The 17,143-nt window shown below is 68.4% G+C and carries 18 protein-coding genes; 10 read left to right on the top strand and 8 right to left on the bottom strand.

Annotation, left to right across the window (positions count from 1 at the left end; translation table 11 throughout):
* Window positions 1-297: 297 nt before the first annotated feature.
* Together hemL and NL115_RS06695 are read left to right on the top strand one after the other, a co-directional pair.
* Window positions 298-1,638: a glutamate-1-semialdehyde 2,1-aminomutase gene (gene hemL / locus NL115_RS06690; RefSeq protein ID WP_254832409.1), complete on the top strand. Its 1,341-nt coding sequence runs from the start codon at window positions 298-300 to the stop codon at window positions 1,636-1,638.
* Between the two features lie 7 nt (window positions 1,639-1,645).
* Window positions 1,646-1,903, top strand: a complete 258-nt coding sequence (locus NL115_RS06695; RefSeq protein ID WP_254832410.1) for a DUF4349 domain-containing protein — start codon at window positions 1,646-1,648, stop codon at window positions 1,901-1,903.
* A 30-nt stretch (window positions 1,904-1,933) separates the two neighbouring features.
* Here NL115_RS06695 and NL115_RS06700 read toward each other — a convergent pair whose 3' ends face one another.
* The 3 genes from NL115_RS06700 to nirK form a co-directional block, all read right to left on the bottom strand.
* Entirely contained in the window at window positions 1,934-2,203 is a 270-nt protein-coding gene (locus tag NL115_RS06700; RefSeq protein WP_254832411.1) for a hypothetical protein, read from the bottom strand.
* 41 nt (window positions 2,204-2,244) lie between these two features.
* Window positions 2,245-2,502, bottom strand: coding sequence for a glutathione S-transferase N-terminal domain-containing protein (locus NL115_RS06705; protein ID WP_254832412.1), 258 nt, complete (start codon window positions 2,500-2,502; stop codon window positions 2,245-2,247).
* Between the two features lie 76 nt (window positions 2,503-2,578).
* Window positions 2,579-3,667 carry a copper-containing nitrite reductase gene (nirK, locus tag NL115_RS06710; protein WP_254832413.1) on the bottom strand — a complete coding sequence of 363 codons (1,089 nt, stop codon included), beginning with the start codon at window positions 3,665-3,667 and terminating at the stop codon, window positions 2,579-2,581.
* Window positions 3,668-3,773: 106 nt separating this feature from the next.
* On the opposite strand from nirK, the gene NL115_RS06715 reads away from it, so the two are divergent.
* From NL115_RS06715 to NL115_RS06740, 6 genes are all read left to right on the top strand, one after another.
* Window positions 3,774-4,763: a halocyanin domain-containing protein gene (locus NL115_RS06715; protein WP_254832414.1), complete on the top strand. Its 990-nt coding sequence runs from the start codon at window positions 3,774-3,776 to the stop codon at window positions 4,761-4,763.
* Between the two features lie 275 nt (window positions 4,764-5,038).
* Window positions 5,039-5,473: a universal stress protein gene (locus NL115_RS06720; protein ID WP_254832415.1), complete on the top strand. Its 435-nt coding sequence runs from the start codon at window positions 5,039-5,041 to the stop codon at window positions 5,471-5,473.
* The gene (locus tag NL115_RS06725; protein WP_254832416.1) at window positions 5,470-7,821 is read left to right on the top strand and encodes an amino acid permease; all 2,352 of its coding nucleotides are present in this window, start codon (window positions 5,470-5,472) and stop codon (window positions 7,819-7,821) included. Before NL115_RS06720 ends, NL115_RS06725 begins: the two co-directional genes overlap by 4 nt.
* A 72-nt stretch (window positions 7,822-7,893) precedes the next feature.
* Window positions 7,894-8,541: an adenylate kinase gene (locus NL115_RS06730; RefSeq protein ID WP_254832417.1), complete on the top strand. Its 648-nt coding sequence runs from the start codon at window positions 7,894-7,896 to the stop codon at window positions 8,539-8,541.
* An 84-nt stretch (window positions 8,542-8,625) separates the two neighbouring features.
* The gene (locus NL115_RS06735) at window positions 8,626-9,021 is read left to right on the top strand and encodes a DUF7971 family protein (RefSeq protein WP_350355305.1); all 396 of its coding nucleotides are present in this window, start codon (window positions 8,626-8,628) and stop codon (window positions 9,019-9,021) included.
* A gap of 150 nt (window positions 9,022-9,171) precedes the next feature.
* The gene (locus tag NL115_RS06740) at window positions 9,172-9,711 is read left to right on the top strand and encodes a DUF8526 domain-containing protein (RefSeq protein WP_254832419.1); all 540 of its coding nucleotides are present in this window, start codon (window positions 9,172-9,174) and stop codon (window positions 9,709-9,711) included.
* 35 nt (window positions 9,712-9,746) lie between these two features.
* On the opposite strand, the gene NL115_RS06745 is transcribed toward NL115_RS06740, so the two are convergent.
* From NL115_RS06745 to NL115_RS06755, 3 genes are all read right to left on the bottom strand, one after another.
* A complete protein-coding gene (locus NL115_RS06745; RefSeq protein WP_254832420.1) occupies window positions 9,747-10,460 on the bottom strand; it encodes an ArsR/SmtB family transcription factor in 714 nt (237 codons plus the stop codon).
* Between the two features lie 42 nt (window positions 10,461-10,502).
* Window positions 10,503-11,483, bottom strand: a complete 981-nt coding sequence (locus NL115_RS06750) for a hypothetical protein (RefSeq protein WP_254832421.1) — start codon at window positions 11,481-11,483, stop codon at window positions 10,503-10,505.
* Between the two features lie 124 nt (window positions 11,484-11,607).
* On the bottom strand, window positions 11,608-12,249 hold the full coding sequence (locus tag NL115_RS06755; RefSeq protein WP_254832422.1) for a DUF1405 domain-containing protein: 642 nt from the start codon (window positions 12,247-12,249) through the stop codon (window positions 11,608-11,610).
* Between the two features lie 559 nt (window positions 12,250-12,808).
* Between NL115_RS06755 and arcS the strand changes: the two genes are divergently transcribed.
* Window positions 12,809-14,674 carry an archaeosine synthase subunit alpha gene (gene arcS, locus NL115_RS06760; protein ID WP_254832423.1) on the top strand — a complete coding sequence of 622 codons (1,866 nt, stop codon included), beginning with the start codon at window positions 12,809-12,811 and terminating at the stop codon, window positions 14,672-14,674.
* Window positions 14,675-14,747: 73 nt separating this feature from the next.
* Window positions 14,748-15,146 (top strand): hotdog family protein, encoded by a 399-nt coding sequence (locus tag NL115_RS06765; RefSeq protein ID WP_254832424.1) that lies wholly within the window; start codon window positions 14,748-14,750, stop codon window positions 15,144-15,146.
* 208 nt (window positions 15,147-15,354) lie between these two features.
* Here NL115_RS06765 and NL115_RS06770 read toward each other — a convergent pair whose 3' ends face one another.
* Together NL115_RS06770 and NL115_RS06775 are read right to left on the bottom strand one after the other, a co-directional pair.
* A complete protein-coding gene (locus tag NL115_RS06770; protein WP_254832425.1) occupies window positions 15,355-15,564 on the bottom strand; it encodes a hypothetical protein in 210 nt (69 codons plus the stop codon).
* A gap of 112 nt (window positions 15,565-15,676) precedes the next feature.
* Complete coding sequence (locus NL115_RS06775; RefSeq protein ID WP_254832426.1) at window positions 15,677-16,999, bottom strand: RNA-guided endonuclease InsQ/TnpB family protein; 1,323 nt, start codon at window positions 16,997-16,999, stop codon at window positions 15,677-15,679.
* Between the last annotated feature and the right edge of the window lie 144 nt (window positions 17,000-17,143).

Below are 17,143 nucleotides of genomic sequence, written 5' to 3' on the forward strand. Positions count from 1 at the left end.
CTTCGCATCCATCCCTATGCGGTGGTTGCATATAATACCCCGGATTAGAGGCAATAGACACACTTCTCAGAGATATCTGTGAATGTTCGTCAGATAATAATCTGCCTAGGTTCCAGATTGTAATCCAGGGCCTTCGAGCGGTGGCTCGGCCGCCGTGAAGCGGCTACGTCCCGGTTCGAGGGGGACCCGGAGCCGTGTGCGTCGCGGTGTCGGGAGGGGTACGCTGTCCTCGGCGGCGTGGCCCGGCGCCGGGCGCGGTGAGCAAGCTACTTTCGCCCCCCGGCAGTAGACCGACGTATGAATCGCGAGCGCTCTCGGGACCTCTACGACCGTGCGCTGTCCGTGCTGCCGGGCGGCGTGAACAGCTCGGTGCGGGCCGCGCCCCAGCCCTATCCCACCTTCGTCGAGCGGGGCGACGGCGGCCACGTCGTCGACGCCGACGGCAACCGGCTGGTCGACTGGGTGATGGGCCTGGGCCCGATGCTGCTGGGCCACGACATGCCCGAACCGGTGCAGGCGGCCGTGCAGTCCCACGCCAGCGAGGGCCCGATGTACGGGATGCCGACCGAAATCGAGGTGGAGCACGCGGAGTTCGTCTGCCGGCACGTCCCCTCGGTGGAGATGCTCCGCTTCGTCAACAGCGGGACCGAGGCCACGGTGTCGGCCGTGCGCCTCGCGCGTGGAATCACCGGACGCAACAAGATCGTCGTGATGCAGGGCGGCTACCACGGCGCCCAGGAATCCACGCTTGTCGAGGGAGACGCCGACCACCCCCGGCCGTCCACGAACGGCATCCCACAGTCGTTCGCACAGCATACGCTCCCGGTCCCGTTCAACGACGCCGAGGCGATGGCCGAGGTGTTCGAGGAACACGGCGACGACATCGCGGGCGTCCTCATCGAGCCGGTGCAGGCGAACATGGGCATCGTCACGCCCGAGGAGGGCTACCACGAGGCCGTCGCGGACCTCTGTGAGGGCCACGGGGCGCTGCTCATCTGGGACGAGGTCATCACGGGCTTCCGGGTCGGTGGGCTCCAGTGCGCCCAGGGCAAGTACGGAATCGACCCCGACATCACGACGTTCGGGAAGATAATCGGCGGGGGCTACCCCGTCGGCGCCATCGGCGGCAAGACCGAGTACATCGAGCAGTTCACGCCCTCGGGCGACGTGTTCCAGGCCGGGACCTTCTCCGGGCACCCCGTGACGATGGCCGCGGGGCTGGAGACGCTCCGCTACTGCGCCGAGAACGACGTGTACGACCACGTGAACGGTCTCGGCCGGGAGCTCCGCGAGGGACTCACCGACATCGTCGCGGACCAGGCACCCGCGTACACGGTGACGGGACTGGACTCCATGTTCAAGGTCATCTTCACGCGCGCGGACGGCCCGTCACAGAGCGACTGCTGTGCGAACGGCTGCCGGCAGGACCCCTCGTGCGAGCGCTACGACTCGTGTCCGAAGCGCGGTACGGACACGGACGCTGCCGCGACGGACCGCTACGCCCGCGTCTTCCGCCCGCGGATGCTGGACGAGGGCGTGCTCGTCTCCCAGAACCAGTACGAGACCAACTTCGTCTCCCACGGCCACACCGAGGACGATGTCGAGCGGACGCTGGAGGCGTACAAGGAGTGCCTCTGACGGGGCGATGCCACCGTCCGACGAGGAGTGGAACGACCCGCCACTGCCCGACGAGGAGCCCGACACTCCGGTGACGTGGCCGACCCACGGGCACACGACCGCCGCGTGGGCCGGCTGGTTGGCGCTGGGCTACGCATTCGTGGTCGGTGGGCGGGCACTGCTTGCGGGCGTCGTTCCGCTCGGGGCGCTCCCGGTTGCGGCCGTCGGGGGCGGGCTGCTGGTCGGCGTCCGGCTGACCGGAGGTGACCCGCGGGTGTGGCGGTAGGCGGGGGACACGTCGACAGTGGGAGGGCTCTCACCGGCGGTCGTCGTCCCGGCACCGCCGGTCGTTCCCGTCACGCCACCCACCCACCGCGGCGAGTAGGGCGACCAGCACCACCAGCACCACCAGGACGACGACCGTGACGACGCCAATCTGGACGCCCAGGCGGTACGGACCGTCGTACGGCAGCATCCGACCGATAGCCGAGGCGACGGAGATGGAGACGAACAGCACGAGGAATCGCGGAACGAGACCGAGCGAGCGATACTGCTCGTCGAAGCGGCGGTACCACTCGGGGACCATACGGTCCGGTCGACGCCGCGATGCAAAAGGGTTCGCCGGTCTCAGGCCGCGCCGCTGCCGTACGTCTCCTCGAGGTACTCGACGATGTCGTCGGACTCGGGCATCCCCTCGACGCCGTGTTCCTCGTCGACGAGAACGGGGACGCCGGTCTGCCCGGACACCTCCTTCACCTCGGTCCGCTCGCCGTGCGAGCGGGGGACCTCGTGGGACTCGTACTCGAGTCCGAGCTCGTCCAGCTTGTCGACGACCTTCGCGCAGTAGGGACAGCCCGCCAGTTCGTACAGTTCGAGATTCGCCATCGACCAGGCGTAGGTACGCCGCGATTAAATGCGCGACGGTGGTGTGCGCAGGAGCGCGGGGACCGCGAACCCGGTCCTACTCGGCGGGGTCGAAGACCTCGGGGTTCTCGGGCCCCTCGACGGTGACGACCGCGAGCGCGCCCTTGCGCGCGACCCGCGAGAGCGCGTGGTCGACCAGCTTGTAGCCGCCAGGCACCGGCGAGTGCATCGTCACGATGGCGGTACTCCCGGGCAGGACCGGCGTCGTCTGGACGTAGCGCTGGGGCTCGGAGGCGATGGACCCCTGGCTCCAGACCTCGTCCCACACCGAGCCGATGGCGTGGAACGAGCTGAACTGGTTGGGGCCGCCGACGCCGTAGAAGATGCGGACCGTCTCGTCCGTCTTCACGTTCATCTCGTCGTACTTTCCGGGCGTGATGGCGTACTTCTCGCCGTTGATGAGCGAGTAGGTCGGGTTCTCGTCGGCCATCTTCGCGAAGTCGAACTGGTGGTGGCCCTCCTGGCCGGTGTCACCGTTCGTGTACACCTCGTGCTGGCCGAGGTAGAACTCGTGGTCGACCTCGGGCAGCCCCTCCTCGGGCTCGACGAGGATGATGCCGAACATCCCGCTGGAGATGTGGTAGTCGACGTTCGCCACCGCACAGTGGTAGATGAACGCGCCCGGGTAGGTCACCTTGAACGTGAGGGTCGTCTCCTCGCCCGGCCCGACCGTCGTCGCCTCGGCGCCGCCGCCGGGCCCACGGCACGCGTGGAAGTCCACGTTGTGTGCCATCGTGCTCGAGGTCTTGTTCCGGAAGGTGAGGTCGACGGTGTCGCCGACCCGGGCCCGGATGAACGGGCCCGGAATCTGTCGATTGAACGTCATGTACGTGAACGTGACGCCGGGCTCGATCTCGGCGACGACCTCCTCGGTCTCCAGTGTCACCGGGACCGTCGCGGGTTCGTCGCGCGTGATGGGCGGCGGGAGGTCCCTCGGGTCGGCGGCGACGCGGTCGACGTCGACCGCCTTCGCCGGTTCGAGGTCCGCCGGTTCGTCGCTCTGCCCGCCGGTGTTCGGGTCGATGGCCTGGAGGCCAGGGCCGCTGGAACAGCCGGCCAGCGCCGCGGCGCCGCCGACGCCCATCCCCTGCAGCATCCGTCGTCGTGTGGTGTTCGGGGTCCTCATGGTTACGACCCGAAGTAGCCACTGGGACAGAATATATACACATACACATTCCTATATGTCGAGAATCGTAGTAACGTGTTACCGACGGTAACTCCGAGGGAGGAGTATGACCGACAGTACACCCACCGCGATGCCGCGGCGACGCTTCCTCCGGACGGCGGCGCTGGCGGGGGCCGTCGCTGCGACCGGAGTGAGTGCGGGCGCGGGCGTAGCGACCGCGGCCGAGGAGTTCGAGGCGTGGTTCGCGGACGTCGGCAACTACGACGGCGTCGCGGACTACCGCGGTCAGTCCGAGGTCCGCGTCGGCGTGGGGACGGCCGCGAACGGCGGCGCGTTCGGGTTCGGCCCGGCCGCCGTGCAGGTCGACCCCGGGACGACGCTGGTCTGGGAGTGGACCGGCGAGGGCGGCCTCCACAACGTCGCCGAGACCGAGGGTGCCTTCGAGAGCGAGCTGACCGACGAGGAGGGCCACACCTTCGAGCAGGCCGTCGAGACCGAGGGCATCCACTACTACGTCTGCGCGCCCCACGAGGCGATGGGGATGAAGGCCGCGGTCGTCGTCGGTGACCTCGGCGTGGGCTCGGCCCAGACGGTTGCCGAGGAGCCCATCTACGGCCACTGGCTCGACGGCGTGAGCAACTACGAGGGCACGGTCGACATGACCGGGCGCGAGGAGGTCCGCGTCGCCGTCGGCACCGAGGGCAACGGCGGAATGTACGCCTTCGACCCGCCGGCGATGAAGGTCGACTCCGGGACGACCGTCGTCTGGGAGTGGACCGGTGAGGGCGAACACGACGTGGTGGACGAGGCCCTCGGCTACGCGAGCCCTCGCTACAGCGAGGCCGGCGACACCTTCAGCCGACGCTTCGAGGGCGAGGGCATCAGCAAGTACGCCTGCTCGACGCTGGGTGACATCGGGATGAAGGGCGCCATCGTGGTCGGAGACCCGCCGGCGCCGAACGAACTCCCCCCGATGGTCGAGCGCGGGGTCTGGGGCCTGCTCGGCCTCGCGGTCCTCTCGCCGCTCGCGGCCGGGGAGTACCTCCGGCGACAACGAGCGACGGGGGGACGGGACGTTCCCGCAGCCCTCCGGTAGAGGCTACGCGTATTATCGTCATAATCACCGACATATTTGAGATATCCGAACCACTTATTTCGACGTGAGAATTTTTAGATTTCTACCCACCGTTCGTACTGTCATCGTGGTTCCGCGTACGCTACGCGGCCCGTTCGCCAGTGGAGCTGGCTCGCCGGACGCCCTGCGACCCGAACCGCTAAACGGGATGGGGGCATCACCGCGGATATGCAGCAAAGTTCGCGGAGCCACCGCCACGGCACGTCCAGGACTCGTCCGGACCGGGGGTGGACCTGGTGACCGACCTGCTCGGAGCACCGGTGGTCCCAGTCGCCGACGACGAGGACGCCCGCATGACCGCGCGGGCGCTCGCGCCGCTCCTCGAGGGAACGGCGACAGTGTCGCTCGTCTACGTGGTCGAGAAGGCCGGCGGCGCGGCGGACAAGGCCAGCGTCGAGCAGCGTGAGCTCCACGCCGAGAAGGCGTTCGACGCCTTCGAGCAGACGCTCGACGACGTGGCGGTCCCCGCGACGGTCGAAACCGAAATCGTGTACGACACGGATGTCGTCGAGGGCATCTTCGGCGCGGCCGCGGAGTACGACGCGACCGCGGTGGCGTTCGTTCCCCGCGGCGGGGGGACCCTGCTGAGCCTGTTGACCGGAAAGCGGACGGAACGACTCGTGACCGAGAACGACCTCCCCGTGGTGTCGCTGCCGGCCCCCGAATCATGAGCGGCGACGAGGAGCTCGCGAAGGACCTCGGGCCGCTAGCGGCCCTGACCATCGGCGTCGGGACGATGATCGGCGCCGGCATCTTCGTGCTACCGGGGGAGGCGGCGGTCGCGGCGGGCCCCATCGTGGCGCTCTCGTTCGTCGTCGGTGGGGTCATCTCGCTGTTCACGGCGATGTCGGCCAGCGAACTCGGCACCGCGATGCCGAAGGCGGGCGGCAGCTACTACTACGTCAACCACGCGCTCGGGCCGCTGTTCGGCTCCATCGCCGGCTGGGGGAACTGGATGGGGCTCGCCTTCGCGTCGGCGTTCTACACGCTCGGATTCGGCGAGTACCTCACGACGTTCGCGCCGATTCCCAGCATCACGCTCGTGGCTACGGAGTTGTTCTCCGCCTCGACGGGTGCGCTACGGCTGCCGCTCGGCCCGGTCGGGACGTTCACCGCCGGACCGTTCACCGCGACGGTCGGTCCGATCGGGCTCTCGGCGTTCCAGATCGGCGCCCTGCTCGCCGGCCTGACGTTCATCGGTATCAACTACGTCGGCGCGAAGGAGACCGGGCGACTCCAGACCATCATCGTCCTCGTGCTCGTCGGCATCCTGACGCTGTTCAGTGTGCTGGGGGCGCTCCAGGCCGACCTCTCGACGCTCCGCCCGTTCGCCCCGAAGGGGCCCGAGGCCATCCTCCCCGGGACGGCGCTGATCTTCGTCTCCTACCTCGGCTTCGCGAAGATCACGACCGTCGCCGAGGAGATGAAGAACCCCGGACGGAACCTCCCCATCGCCGTCATCGGGAGCGTCCTCATCGTGACGGTGATGTACGCCATCATCATGGTCGTCCTGATGGGCGTCATCAACTGGGAGCTGCTGGGGCCCGAGAACACCACGACACCGGTGCTGGACGTGGCCGAGATCTCCTTCGGGGCGGTCGGGTTCGCCGGCATCGGCATCGGGTTACTGACGTTCGCCGGGCTGCTGGCGACCGCCTCCTCGGCGAACGCCTCCATCCTCGCGTCCTCGCGCATCAACTTCGCGATGGGACGTGACAAGCTCATCAGCGCGTGGCTCAACGAGATCCACCCCCGATTCGCCACGCCCTCCCGGTCCATCGCCGTCACCGGCGGCATCATCGTCCTGTTCATCATCCTCGGCGACGTGAAGACGCTCGCGAAGGCCGGGAGCGTCCTCCACCTCATCGTCTACGGCCTGTTGAACCTCGCGCTCATCGTGATGCGCGAGGCCGACACGCCCGAGTACGACCCGGACTTCGAGGTCCCGCTCTACCCCATCGTCCCGATACTGGGCGCGATAACCTCGTTCGGCCTCATCGCCTTCGTCGACCTCGTCGAGGTGGCGCTGTCCGGCCTGTTCGTCGTCGGGGGTGTGGTCTGGTACTTCACCTATGCCCGCTCGCGCACCGAGAATCAGGGCATCCTTTCGCGATACATCCTCTCGCGGGAGGAGTCGATGCCCGACGAGGTGGTCGACGCGGCTGCCGCCGTCCAGCCCGACGGCGGCGAGTACCGCGTGATGGTGGCGCTGGCCAACCCCGAGAGCGAGCACGACCTCATCTCGCTGGGCGCGGCCGTCGCCAAGCAGCGCGGCGGCACCCTCGTCGCGGTCCACAACGTCTACGTCCCGACCCAGACCTCGCTGGAGGAGGGCCGCGAGCAGCTCGACCGGGTCGACCCCGGCGCGAAGGACCTCATCGACAGCGCCCGCGAGGACGCCGAGACGTTCGGCGTCGACGTCGAGACCCACACCGTCGTCTCGCACAAGGGGTTCGAGGAGGTGTTCGACGCCGCCACCGAGTACGATATCGACCTCGCGGTCATGGGCTGGGGCGAGACGGAGCGCTCGCGTGTCGAGATGGGCCTCGACGAGGTCACCGACTCCATCCCGTGTGACTTCCTGGTCCTGAAGGACCGCGGCTTCGACCCCGAGCGCATCCTCGTCCCGACGGCGGGTGGCCCGGACTCCGAACTGAGCGCGATGGTCGCCAAACACCTCGCGGACGAGTACGACTCCGCGGTCACGCTGTTGCACGTCGACGACGACCGCGAGGCCGGCGAGGCGTTCCTGGAGGAGTGGGCCGACAGCCACGGCCTGGCCGACGCCGACCTCCGGGTCGAAGGCGGCGACGTGGAGGCCGCCATCGAACGCGCCGCACAGGACGCCTCGATGGTTGTCATCGGCGCGACCGAGCGGGGCCTGCTCTCACGGCTCGTCGGTGGCTCGCTCGTCATGGACGTCGTCGAGGACGTGGACTGCTCCGTGCTGCTGGCCGAGACGGCCCGCAAGCGCTCGCTCCGCGAGCGTATCTTCGGGCTCGACGAGGCGTCGGAGTAGCCCCTCTCCCGGTCGAGCCGACGGCGGAACGGTTTCTGCAATGTTTTAACCCGGTAGGCCGAACAGCGCGCCATGAGCCAGCCGAACATCCTGCTGCTCGGGCCGCCGGGCGCGGGCAAGGGTACGCAGTCCAGCAACATCGTCGAGGAGTACGGCGTCGACCACGTCACCACGGGCGACGCGCTCCGTTCGAACAAGGGGATGGACATCTCCGACCTCGATGTCGAGTACGACACGCCGGGCGGCTTCATGGACGCCGGCGAACTCGTTCCGGACGAGGTCGTCAACGAGATCGTCAAGACGGCGCTTCAGGAGGCCGACGGCTACGTCCTCGACGGCTACCCGCGCAACCTCGACCAGGCGAAGTACCTCGACGAGATCACCGAGCTGGACGTCGTGGCGCTGCTGGAGGTGCCCCGGGAGGAGCTCGTCGAGCGCCTGACCGGCCGCCGAATCTGTGACGAGTGTGGTACCAACTACCACGTCGAGTTCAGCCCGCCGGAGGAGGCGGGCGTCTGCGACAAGTGTGGCGGCGAACTGATCCAGCGCGACGACGACACGGAGGAGACGGTGCGCGAGCGGCTCAACGTGTTCGACGAGAACACCCAGCCCGTCATCGACCACTACGACATCCGCGACGAACTCGTCCGCATCGACGGCGAGGGCGCCCCCGACGAGGTCTGGGAGGAGCTCCACGCCGCCATCGAGGACGAGGTCTGAGGCGACGGCGGCGGTCCGGTACCGTTCTCCGGGCGGTCGGCGACGAGGCTTTACCTGCCCGGGTGTCGTAGCGCCGGTATGGACATCGACGAGGTGGAGCTGACCATCCCGGAGCCGGTCATCGAGCTACTTCCGGGCGACGGCGAGAACGCCGCGCGCGACATGGAGCGGGCGGTGGCGGGCTTCGAGCGCCACGTCAACGCCACCATCGAGACCGCCGACGACGCGGCCGAGGTGGCCGCCGAGGTGCTGGACGTGGTCGAGCATCTCGAAGCACGCATCGAGACCTACGACGATTTCGTCCCGGAGCTGCGCGCGTGGGGCCAGTCGCCGGCCTACGCCATCGCCTGGCGGGACCTCTACGCCGCCCTGGTCCGACAGCTCACCACCCACGAGGGGCTGGCCGACCGCCTCGAACGCGAGGGGAACCGCCGACTCGTCGACGACGGCATCCGGCTGAAGGACCTGAAGAAGGACTAGCGAGCGCAGCCGTCACGGGATTTCTCACGTGAGTTCCACCTGGAGCGTCCGGAGAACGAACCCGGTTCCGTCGACGTTCGGGAGCGGGTCCACAACCATCGAACGACGACCGGAGAAAGACCGATACGTCCGCCGGTCGCACTGTCGGGTATGAGCCGGTCGGACGAACTGGAGTACGACTCCGAGGTCGACATCGACGGCCTCCTGTCGGAGGACCGAGAGCCCGACCGGAGCGACCGGGGCGACCCGGCCGAGCGGTCGTCCGACCACGAGACGGCGTCGAGCGGCGGTCTGCGGTCGCGGCTCCCGTCGTGGCCCTCGTTCTCCCGCCCCTCGCTCCCGCTGCCGCGGTTCACGATACGGGGGCTGGGGCTGTCGCTCGTCGTCTCCATCGTCGCCTTCGTGGCGGCGAGTCTCGTCGTCCCACTCGGGGGCATCGCGGGCCTCGTCGGCATCTTCGTCGCGGCCTTCGGACTGGGCCTGGTGGGGCACGGCCACTACCTCGAACTCGCGGTCGCGGGGGCGGGGACGGCGGCGGCCGGCACGCTGCTCAGTCAGCTGTTCATCGCCGCGGTGGCGGACCTGACGGTGCCGCTGGCGGCCGTCGGCGGGACGGCCGGGTTGCTGGCCGCGGTACTGGGCTGTTACTTCGGTCGGGACCTGCGCGCCGGGCTGACGCGGGGGGTCTGAGCGGCGCTGCCGCGCCGAGGTGACCCGTCGGGGAGTCAGCCCCCGGCCACCTGCCAGCCGCCCTCCGTGCGTTCGATGACCCCGTGGTCGGCGAGGAGCCGGAGCGCCTCGTCGACAGCCTCGGGGGAGGCATCGACCTGCCGGGCGATGCGCTCCGCCGACGATGCACCGTCGGCGACCGCCGCAGCCACCTCGGCGTAGAACCGGCCGTCCATCCCGCCGAGGTCGTCGAACCGCTCGCTGAGGTCGTCCATCACGTCGGTGAGCCGGCCCTGCACCCACCGCTGGGCCATCGAGAGTTCGTTCTCCAGTGCCTCCAGCCGCCCCAGTTCGCCAGCCAGCGACGCGAGGCCACCGTCCGGCCCCTCCTCGCCGTCGGCGTCACCCTCACCGTCCCCCGCGGCCGCGTCGGGGTCGAGACCCATATCCAGCGAGAGGTAGCGACAGCGCGACATATCGAACCCGCGGCTGGCGGGGTAGGCCGACTTCGTCCCGAAGCCGTACGGGGAGACCGACACCTCAAGCCGGAGGTTCCGGGCGATGGAGAAGTACTTGCGCCGCTGACTGTCGACACGCGACTCGACGAGACCCGCCTCCTCCAGTTTGCGGAGATGGTCGATGACGGCCTTCGGGCTCACGCCGAGATACTCGGATATTTCGGTGACGTAGCAGGGCTTGCGCGCCAGGAGCCGGAGGATACGCCGCCGGTTCTCGTTCCCGAGCAGGTCGAGCAGCGCCGCCGAGTCCATTACCCGGGAGGAGGTCGCCGAGAGGAAAAAGCGTGTCTACCGTTACGCGTCACCGGGACCGCCCGCGCTACTGCCACCACCGGGGCCCTCGGAGCCCTCGTCGGTCGAATCGCCACCCGAACTGTCCCCGGGGCCACCGGTGGAGTCGGAACCGTCGGAATCGCCCGTGGAGTCGTCGTCGGTACCCGTCTCGTCGCCGTCACTCCCGCTCGTGCTGGCGTCGTCGTCGCTACCGGAGTCGCCCGACGGGCCGCCACCCGCGTTCGCACCGGCGTCGTCGTTCCCACGCTCGTCCGGCGGCCCGCGCTCGCCGCCGGTCACGTTCCCGTCCTCCTCGGCACCGCTCGGACCGCGCTCCTCGGGCGGACCGGCATCACCGCCCGGACCGCGTTTCCCGGGAGGGCCCCGGTCACCACTCCGGCCGGGAGCGTCGGGCATGCCGGCCAGCCCGCGGGCCATCTCGGCGACCTCGGGGCCAGTCAGCTCGCTGGCTTCCGTCCGGAGCCGCTCCAGCCGGGTCTCGTTGACGCCGACCCGCTCGGCGACCGACTCGGTCTGGTTGACGTTCTGTTCCAGCTGGCCGGCCCGGGTCGCGAGCCGCGCGGCCCGGACCCGCTCGCCGACCGTCAGGTTGCGCTCGGCGAGCAGCTCCGCCCGCTCCGCGCGGAGCTGGGCCACGCGCTCGCTCAGCTCGGTCGTCCGCTGGCGGACCACGGCGGCCCGTTCCTGCCCGTCGGTTCGGTTGACCGCAGCCGTGAACATCCCGTGTTGCACCTCGCCCTCGGCCTCCGCAGCACTGGCCTGGGCGAAGGAGGCGACCGTCAGGCCGAAGGAGGCGTTCCCGTCGGCCTCGCTCTGGTTCGCGGTGGTCGTGCTCGTCTCGTTCCTGTCGGCCGCCGTCGGCGTCGGCGTTGCCTCCTGCGTGGCGACCGCAGGAAGAGCCCCGCTGGCGCCGGCGACCGCACCGGTCCCGACAGCAGCGAGGACCACGGCGACCGCGATCAGAATCGAGGCTCGTCTCATCACCACCACCTATCGGCTACACCGGCTAAAACCCGGCCAGTCGTTCGAACGGTTCACGGGCGGGCGGCCGCGTGAACGGAATGAACGAGGCGTAAAACGAGACGTTTAGCAGGCCCCAGACCGTTCATGTGGCCGTTTCAGCACCCATCCGCTCGAACGCGAGCGCGGCGAGTCCGACCGCGAGGACCGACGTGCAGACCGACGCGACGGCCAGTCCGACACCAGGGTCGTACCGCAGCGGGGGATGCAGCCCGAACCCGTAGTCGACGAGGTCGTTCACGAGTGCACACCCGAGCGCGAACGCGAGCGCGCCGCGCGTCGTGCGCGCCGCGTGCGGGAGCAGGTACGCGGCTGCGGCGAACGCCAGGTGGCTCCCGATGACGCCGAAGTAGGCGAACGGGTCCGGGAAGTAGGCCCCGAAGCCGAGATTGAGGGCGACGAGCGTCCAGAGCCCCGTCTCGACGAGCCAGACGAACGCCAGCGTGTGCAGGTACGCGAGTGGGCGGTTGAACGGGGCGTCCTCGAGCGGGCGCCCCAGCGCCGGCAGGAGGGTGGCGAAGGCCAGCGACCCCAGGAACGTGGCCGCGGGCGAGTCCGCGAACAGGGGCCACAGGAACGTCGACACCCCCGCCAGCCCGCGGTCGACGTACCAGCGCAGCCCGATGACGCCGATGGCGAGCGTCCCGAAGACGAGCCAGACCAGCGTCGGCGCCGCCTCCAGGTACTCGCGGGCGTACCGCCGCGGGATGGGGTTGAACCGGCGCACGACTGCCGCGTGGAGGCCAGCGGGCAAAGGCGTGCCGGGGACGGGTTCGTGGCTGTAGGGGACGTAGTTGAAGGGAGATTCAGAATGACGATACGTGAATCGAACCGATTTGGAAGCCCCTGACCGCTCGACCGGCCGGGCCTCGCTGCGCTCCTCACGTCGCTCCCTTCGGTCGCTCGTTGCGGTGCTTGCGTCGGCCGGGCCGGGTCGAGGCGGCCAGCCCCTTCCATTCCCACCCGAGATTGTCCGTTCCACGGGGCGCACACACCGAGCTAGCATGGTGTGGACGCGACCTCGGACAGCCACAGGGCGGGACTGAAAGGGGCCGCGGGCTCGGCGGGGCCCGGACGACGCAAGCACCGCAGGCCGACCGCAGGGAGGCCGAGGAGCGCAGCGAGGCCCGGCCCCCCGAGCCCGCGGGGGCTTTCAACAGCTCCCTGTCTCAACAGCTCCCTATCGGTGCTGTCAGCAGCAAACTCACCAAGCCAATCCAGTACCTACGCACCACCAACCTACCACGGAACGCAAGAGGGTTGACGCACGGCCCGCGAGAAGGGGTATGACCGACCATTTCGAGGTCCACGCGCGGGACGGGGCGGCCCGCATCGGCGAGGTCCGCCTCCCGACCCCGCTCCGGACGCCGGGGCTCGTCGGGGACCGGCTCCGCGACGCCGGGAGCGAGTGGGCCGCCGCCCGCGCGACGCCCGACGGGGACCCGGACGCGCTGACGGTGCTCCCGCACCGCGCACTGCCGCCAGGAACGCCCGACAGCGTCCGGGAGACGTTCGGCGGCGCCGGGAACGCCGCGACCGGCGACAGCCCGGACCCGGAGGACGGCGTGGCCGCCGGCGAGGACGCCCCGGACGCCGGCGACCTCGAGTTCCCGACCGCCGTCGTCGTCGGCACCGACACCGCCGTAGACCACGGGGCCGACGCGTACGTCCTCTCCGGCGGCCCGTCACTCGTGGGGCACGCCGCGGCGTTCGTCGATGCCATCACGAGCGTCCGGCGGGCGGTTCCGGACGACAGCGCCCTGTACCTGGCGGGAGCCGCCACACCCGCGAACGTCGCCGCGCTCGTCTACGCCGGCGTGGACCTCGTGGACGCCGACCGCGCGTACGTCCGCGGGACGGAGGGGTTCTACCAGACGACCGACGGGGAGTACTTCCTCGAGGACCTCGAGGAGCTGCCCTGCGCGTGCCCCGCCTGCGCGGGCGGGCGCGAGGCGTTCGACCGCGAGGCGTGTGCCGAGCACAACGTCAACGCCCTCGAGACGGCGCTGTCGACCGTCCGGACCCGCATCCGGGACGGCCGCCTGCGCGACTACCTCGAGGGGCAGGGTCGCCACGAGTCGTTCCCGACCTCGGTGCTGCGGCGACTGGACCAGGAGTACGCCTACGTCGAGGAGCGCGCCCCGCTGTTCCGGCGGGAGTCGATGCTCTCGGCGACCGACGACACGCTCCGGCGACCCGAGATACAGCGGTTCGCCGACCGCGTGACGAGCCGCTACGTCCCGCGGTTCGACGACCTGCCGCTGCTGCTGGTGCCCTGTTCGGCGACGAAACCGTACAGCGAGTCACAGAGCCACGCACAGTTCCACCGCGCCATCGACTACCGGGCGCACACGGTGTCGATGACCTCGCCCATCGGCGTCGTGCCGCAGGAGTTAGAGACCACCTACCCGGCCCAGCACTACGATTCGGTGGTGACGGGCCGCTGGACCGAGACCGAGTACGAGTTCGTCGCCACGGTCCTCGCGCGCTATCTCGACCGGGCCGACTACCCGCGCGTCGTCGCACACCTGCCCGACGATTATCGGCCTATCGTCGAGCGTGCGGTCGACCGGCTGGACGACGCGCCGCCGGTCGAGTTCACCGTCGCCGACCACCCGACGACCGACGACTCGCTGGCGAACCTCGCGGGCGCGCTGGAGGGCGCGGACCGCTTCAGCAAGCGCGAACGCGAGCACCGCACCGTCCGCGCGCTCGCGGACTACGTCTTCGGCGAGGGCGCGGGCGAGGCGTTCTTCCGCGAACTGCGGACGGGGAGTCGCTACCCCAAACTCCGCGCGATGGACGCCGGCATCGAGGCCCGTCCCGGCGACGATACGGACGACGACGGGGCCGTCCACGTCGCCACGATGGTCCCCAACTACGGCACCCTCTCGCTCACGCTCGCGGGCGCGCGCCGCTGGGCCAGCAGCGACGTGCCGACCAAGCGCGTGGAGATCGACGCGTTCGTCCCGCAGGGAAGCGTTCTCGCGCCCGGCGTGGTGGACGCCGACGACTCCATCCGCGTGGGCGACGAGGTGGTCGTCGAGGGGCCGACGGCGTTCGCGGTCGGGCGTGCGCAGGCCCACGGCCGCGCGATGGTCGATTCGACGCGCGGCGTCGTGGTGCAGGTCCGGCACTCACAGGAGAAGTAGCCGACCACGGCTGGACCCATCGGACGCGGGTCACCGCATCGCTCATCATCCCGCCGCCCGACGTCCCGAACCGATGACCGACCTCACGCCCGAGGACCTCTCCGAGGGCACCGTCGTCACGCACGAGCGGACGTTCACGCCCGGGGAGGTCCGCACGTTCACGACGGTCTCCGGCGACGAGGGAGACCACCACGTCGAGACCGACGAGGAAGGGCGCCTCCTCGTGCAGGGACTGCTCACGGCCACACTCCCGACGAAGGTGGGTGGTGACCTCAACGTGCTGGCCTCGCGGATGGAGTTCGAGTTCCGCCGCCCCGTCTACACCGGCCAGCATATCGCCTGCGAGGTGACGTTCGTCGACGTGGACCACGGGGACCGGGTCGAGGTCACCGCGGAGTTCGAGGCCGTCCGCACCGACGACGACACGACCGTCATGGCCGGACTGTTCGAGGGCATCATCCGTCGCGGATAACGCATATTCGCCGCTTATACAGCGACTAGAATTCGAAACTGTCGATTATCTCTCGAATAACCGATTTTCAGGTATCACTCGTGCTCCTCGGCAACGGTCTCGCGGCACTGTCCCGTGGTGGTATCCGACATATCGGCGGCGGAATCGGCGAGCAAATCTCTTCCGGTCGGTACGAGCGGGCGGAATCTCGGCGGCCGCCGGCGTGCACTCAGTCGTCGTCGGTCCGGTCGGCATCCGAGTCCAGGTCCGTCCCGGTGTCCGGCTCGGACGCCGGAATCCGCTGTGGACCGAGTCGCCCGTGTTCCTCGAGCGCGATCGCGTACTGGATCGCGTTCCGGATGTGGTATCTCGCCGCAGGGTCCTCGACGGTCTCCAGTAATCGGTACAGCTCGGCCGTGTCAAGCTGGCTCGTGTCCATCTGTCAGCGTCCACCCCCCACACCGTGTGGAATACTTCCGTGGGTTGCGTACCCAGCCATTTGACATCCTCCTCCGCCTGAAGGCGGAGGAATCCCGACCGCGGTTGGGATATTAGGGTTTGCAGTCTACCACTTGTTCCTGCGGTTGGAATCCGCTGGACAAGTCGTGAAGGTAGACTCCGGGCTGTGCCAACCAGCCGGTACTCCTATCCTCGTCCAAACTGGCCGAAGACTCGGAGTTACTTTCGTCGTTGATGTTGAGACGGATGTTCTCCGCCCCATTCAGGTCCGCGTTGAACGCCGCATCACACGCCTCACAAACGTACAAGCCACGTTCAACACGCTGACTCTCGTCTTCTCTACCGCACACACAACACCTCTTGCTCGTGTCGCGCTCCGAAACTTCTACGACCTCGATGCCCTCGACCGTGGCTTTGTACGTGAGAATCGAGGTGAAGCGGTCAAACGCCCACCCGTGCAGGTCAAGGTTCCCGTGACGACCCCAGTTCTTCGTCTCTCCGTTCTCGTCCTCACGGACACCAGCGAGTTCACCGACGTTAATGCGGCCAACTCCACGCTCGATACACCTCTCTACGATGTGTTTGGCGAGGCTGTGGAAGAAGTGGGTGCGGCGCTCCGACCACTTGTGGTGCAATCGGGTGGCCCGTTCGCCACCAGGATCGTCGCACTTGGCGATTTCTTTGGGGAAGTAGTAGCCGTCCTGTTTCAAGCGGTTTCCGGGGTACAGGTCGGCTTCCTCGGTGCTGTACGCGACCGCCGCGAAGTTACAGATGCCGAGGTCGATTCCAGCCGTCTCGTCACCCGGCGCGTTGGGCGTCTCGATCTCGTCTTTGCAGACGAGGTGCAGTTCCCATCGCTCTTTCTGCTTGTCGTAGACGGCGCGAACTTGTTGCAGGTTCTCGACGGTGACGCCTGGCCGGGTTTCGTATTCGACAAGGATGTATTCCCATGCTTTCGGGTGTTCCTTGTGATTCGCGCCTTTCGAGAGGCGGACACGATTGTTCTTGGTGTCGTGTTTGATGCCGTTCTGTTTCCACGTTACCGTGCTACGCGGGTGTTCTTCGTGGACTCGGCGGCCTACTGAGTCGTAGTAGTTTTTCTTGCGGTAGCCGGGCGGATTCGCTCGACCGTCTGCCTTCCTCTTTCCGTACCACGAGTTGAAGGCTTCAGCGAGTTCCTCCAGAACGCGCTGACTGGACTGCGAGTGCAATCCCTTGTACTTGTTGTGGGTCTTCAACTCGTCTTTGAGGTCGCCGTGGTCAGGAATCTCGCCCGTGTCTTCCCACTGTTGTCGAGAGTGGTAGTTGGCGACGTTCCAGAGCTTGCTGGCCGACCACCCGTGCCGGTCGAGCGGTTCCTCTACCTGTGAGTGGTTGCGGATGTTCGCTCGGTGGGTGCGGTGGATTTCCAGCATTCTGAACGCCTGTATAAGCTTTTATACGGCCTTTTCTTGTGAAGATTCGGGTTGGGACGTGGAATATCCAGGTTTGCTATCGACGGTGGATTGTGGAGGGGTTGTCGGATTCATCCCGCGCCTAAAGGCGCGGGTATTCTCCTT

The sequence above is a fragment of the Haloglomus salinum genome (assembly GCF_024298825.1).
In the GTDB taxonomy this organism is placed as follows: domain Archaea; phylum Halobacteriota; class Halobacteria; order Halobacteriales; family Haloarculaceae; genus Haloglomus; species Haloglomus salinum.

Coding starts and splice junctions, on each gene's coding strand:
- hemL (WP_254832409.1), top strand. CDS start 298: ATGAATCGCGAGCGCTCTCGGGACCTCTACGACCGTGCGCTGTCCGTG.
- NL115_RS06765 (WP_254832424.1), top strand. CDS start 14,748: ATGACCGACCTCACGCCCGAGGACCTCTCCGAGGGCACCGTCGTCACG.
- NL115_RS06715 (WP_254832414.1), top strand. CDS start 3,774: ATGACCGACAGTACACCCACCGCGATGCCGCGGCGACGCTTCCTCCGG.
- NL115_RS06730 (WP_254832417.1), top strand. CDS start 7,894: ATGAGCCAGCCGAACATCCTGCTGCTCGGGCCGCCGGGCGCGGGCAAG.
- NL115_RS06775 (WP_254832426.1), bottom strand. CDS start 16,999: ATGCTGGAAATCCACCGCACCCACCGAGCGAACATCCGCAACCACTCA.
- NL115_RS06705 (WP_254832412.1), bottom strand. CDS start 2,502: ATGGCGAATCTCGAACTGTACGAACTGGCGGGCTGTCCCTACTGCGCG.
- NL115_RS06695 (WP_254832410.1), top strand. CDS start 1,646: ATGCCACCGTCCGACGAGGAGTGGAACGACCCGCCACTGCCCGACGAG.
- NL115_RS06750 (WP_254832421.1), bottom strand. CDS start 11,483: ATGAGACGAGCCTCGATTCTGATCGCGGTCGCCGTGGTCCTCGCTGCT.
- NL115_RS06770 (WP_254832425.1), bottom strand. CDS start 15,564: ATGGACACGAGCCAGCTTGACACGGCCGAGCTGTACCGATTACTGGAG.
- NL115_RS06725 (WP_254832416.1), top strand. CDS start 5,470: ATGAGCGGCGACGAGGAGCTCGCGAAGGACCTCGGGCCGCTAGCGGCC.
- NL115_RS06700 (WP_254832411.1), bottom strand. CDS start 2,203: ATGGTCCCCGAGTGGTACCGCCGCTTCGACGAGCAGTATCGCTCGCTC.
- NL115_RS06745 (WP_254832420.1), bottom strand. CDS start 10,460: ATGGACTCGGCGGCGCTGCTCGACCTGCTCGGGAACGAGAACCGGCGG.
- NL115_RS06740 (WP_254832419.1), top strand. CDS start 9,172: ATGAGCCGGTCGGACGAACTGGAGTACGACTCCGAGGTCGACATCGAC.
- arcS (WP_254832423.1), top strand. CDS start 12,809: ATGACCGACCATTTCGAGGTCCACGCGCGGGACGGGGCGGCCCGCATC.
- nirK (WP_254832413.1), bottom strand. CDS start 3,667: ATGAGGACCCCGAACACCACACGACGACGGATGCTGCAGGGGATGGGC.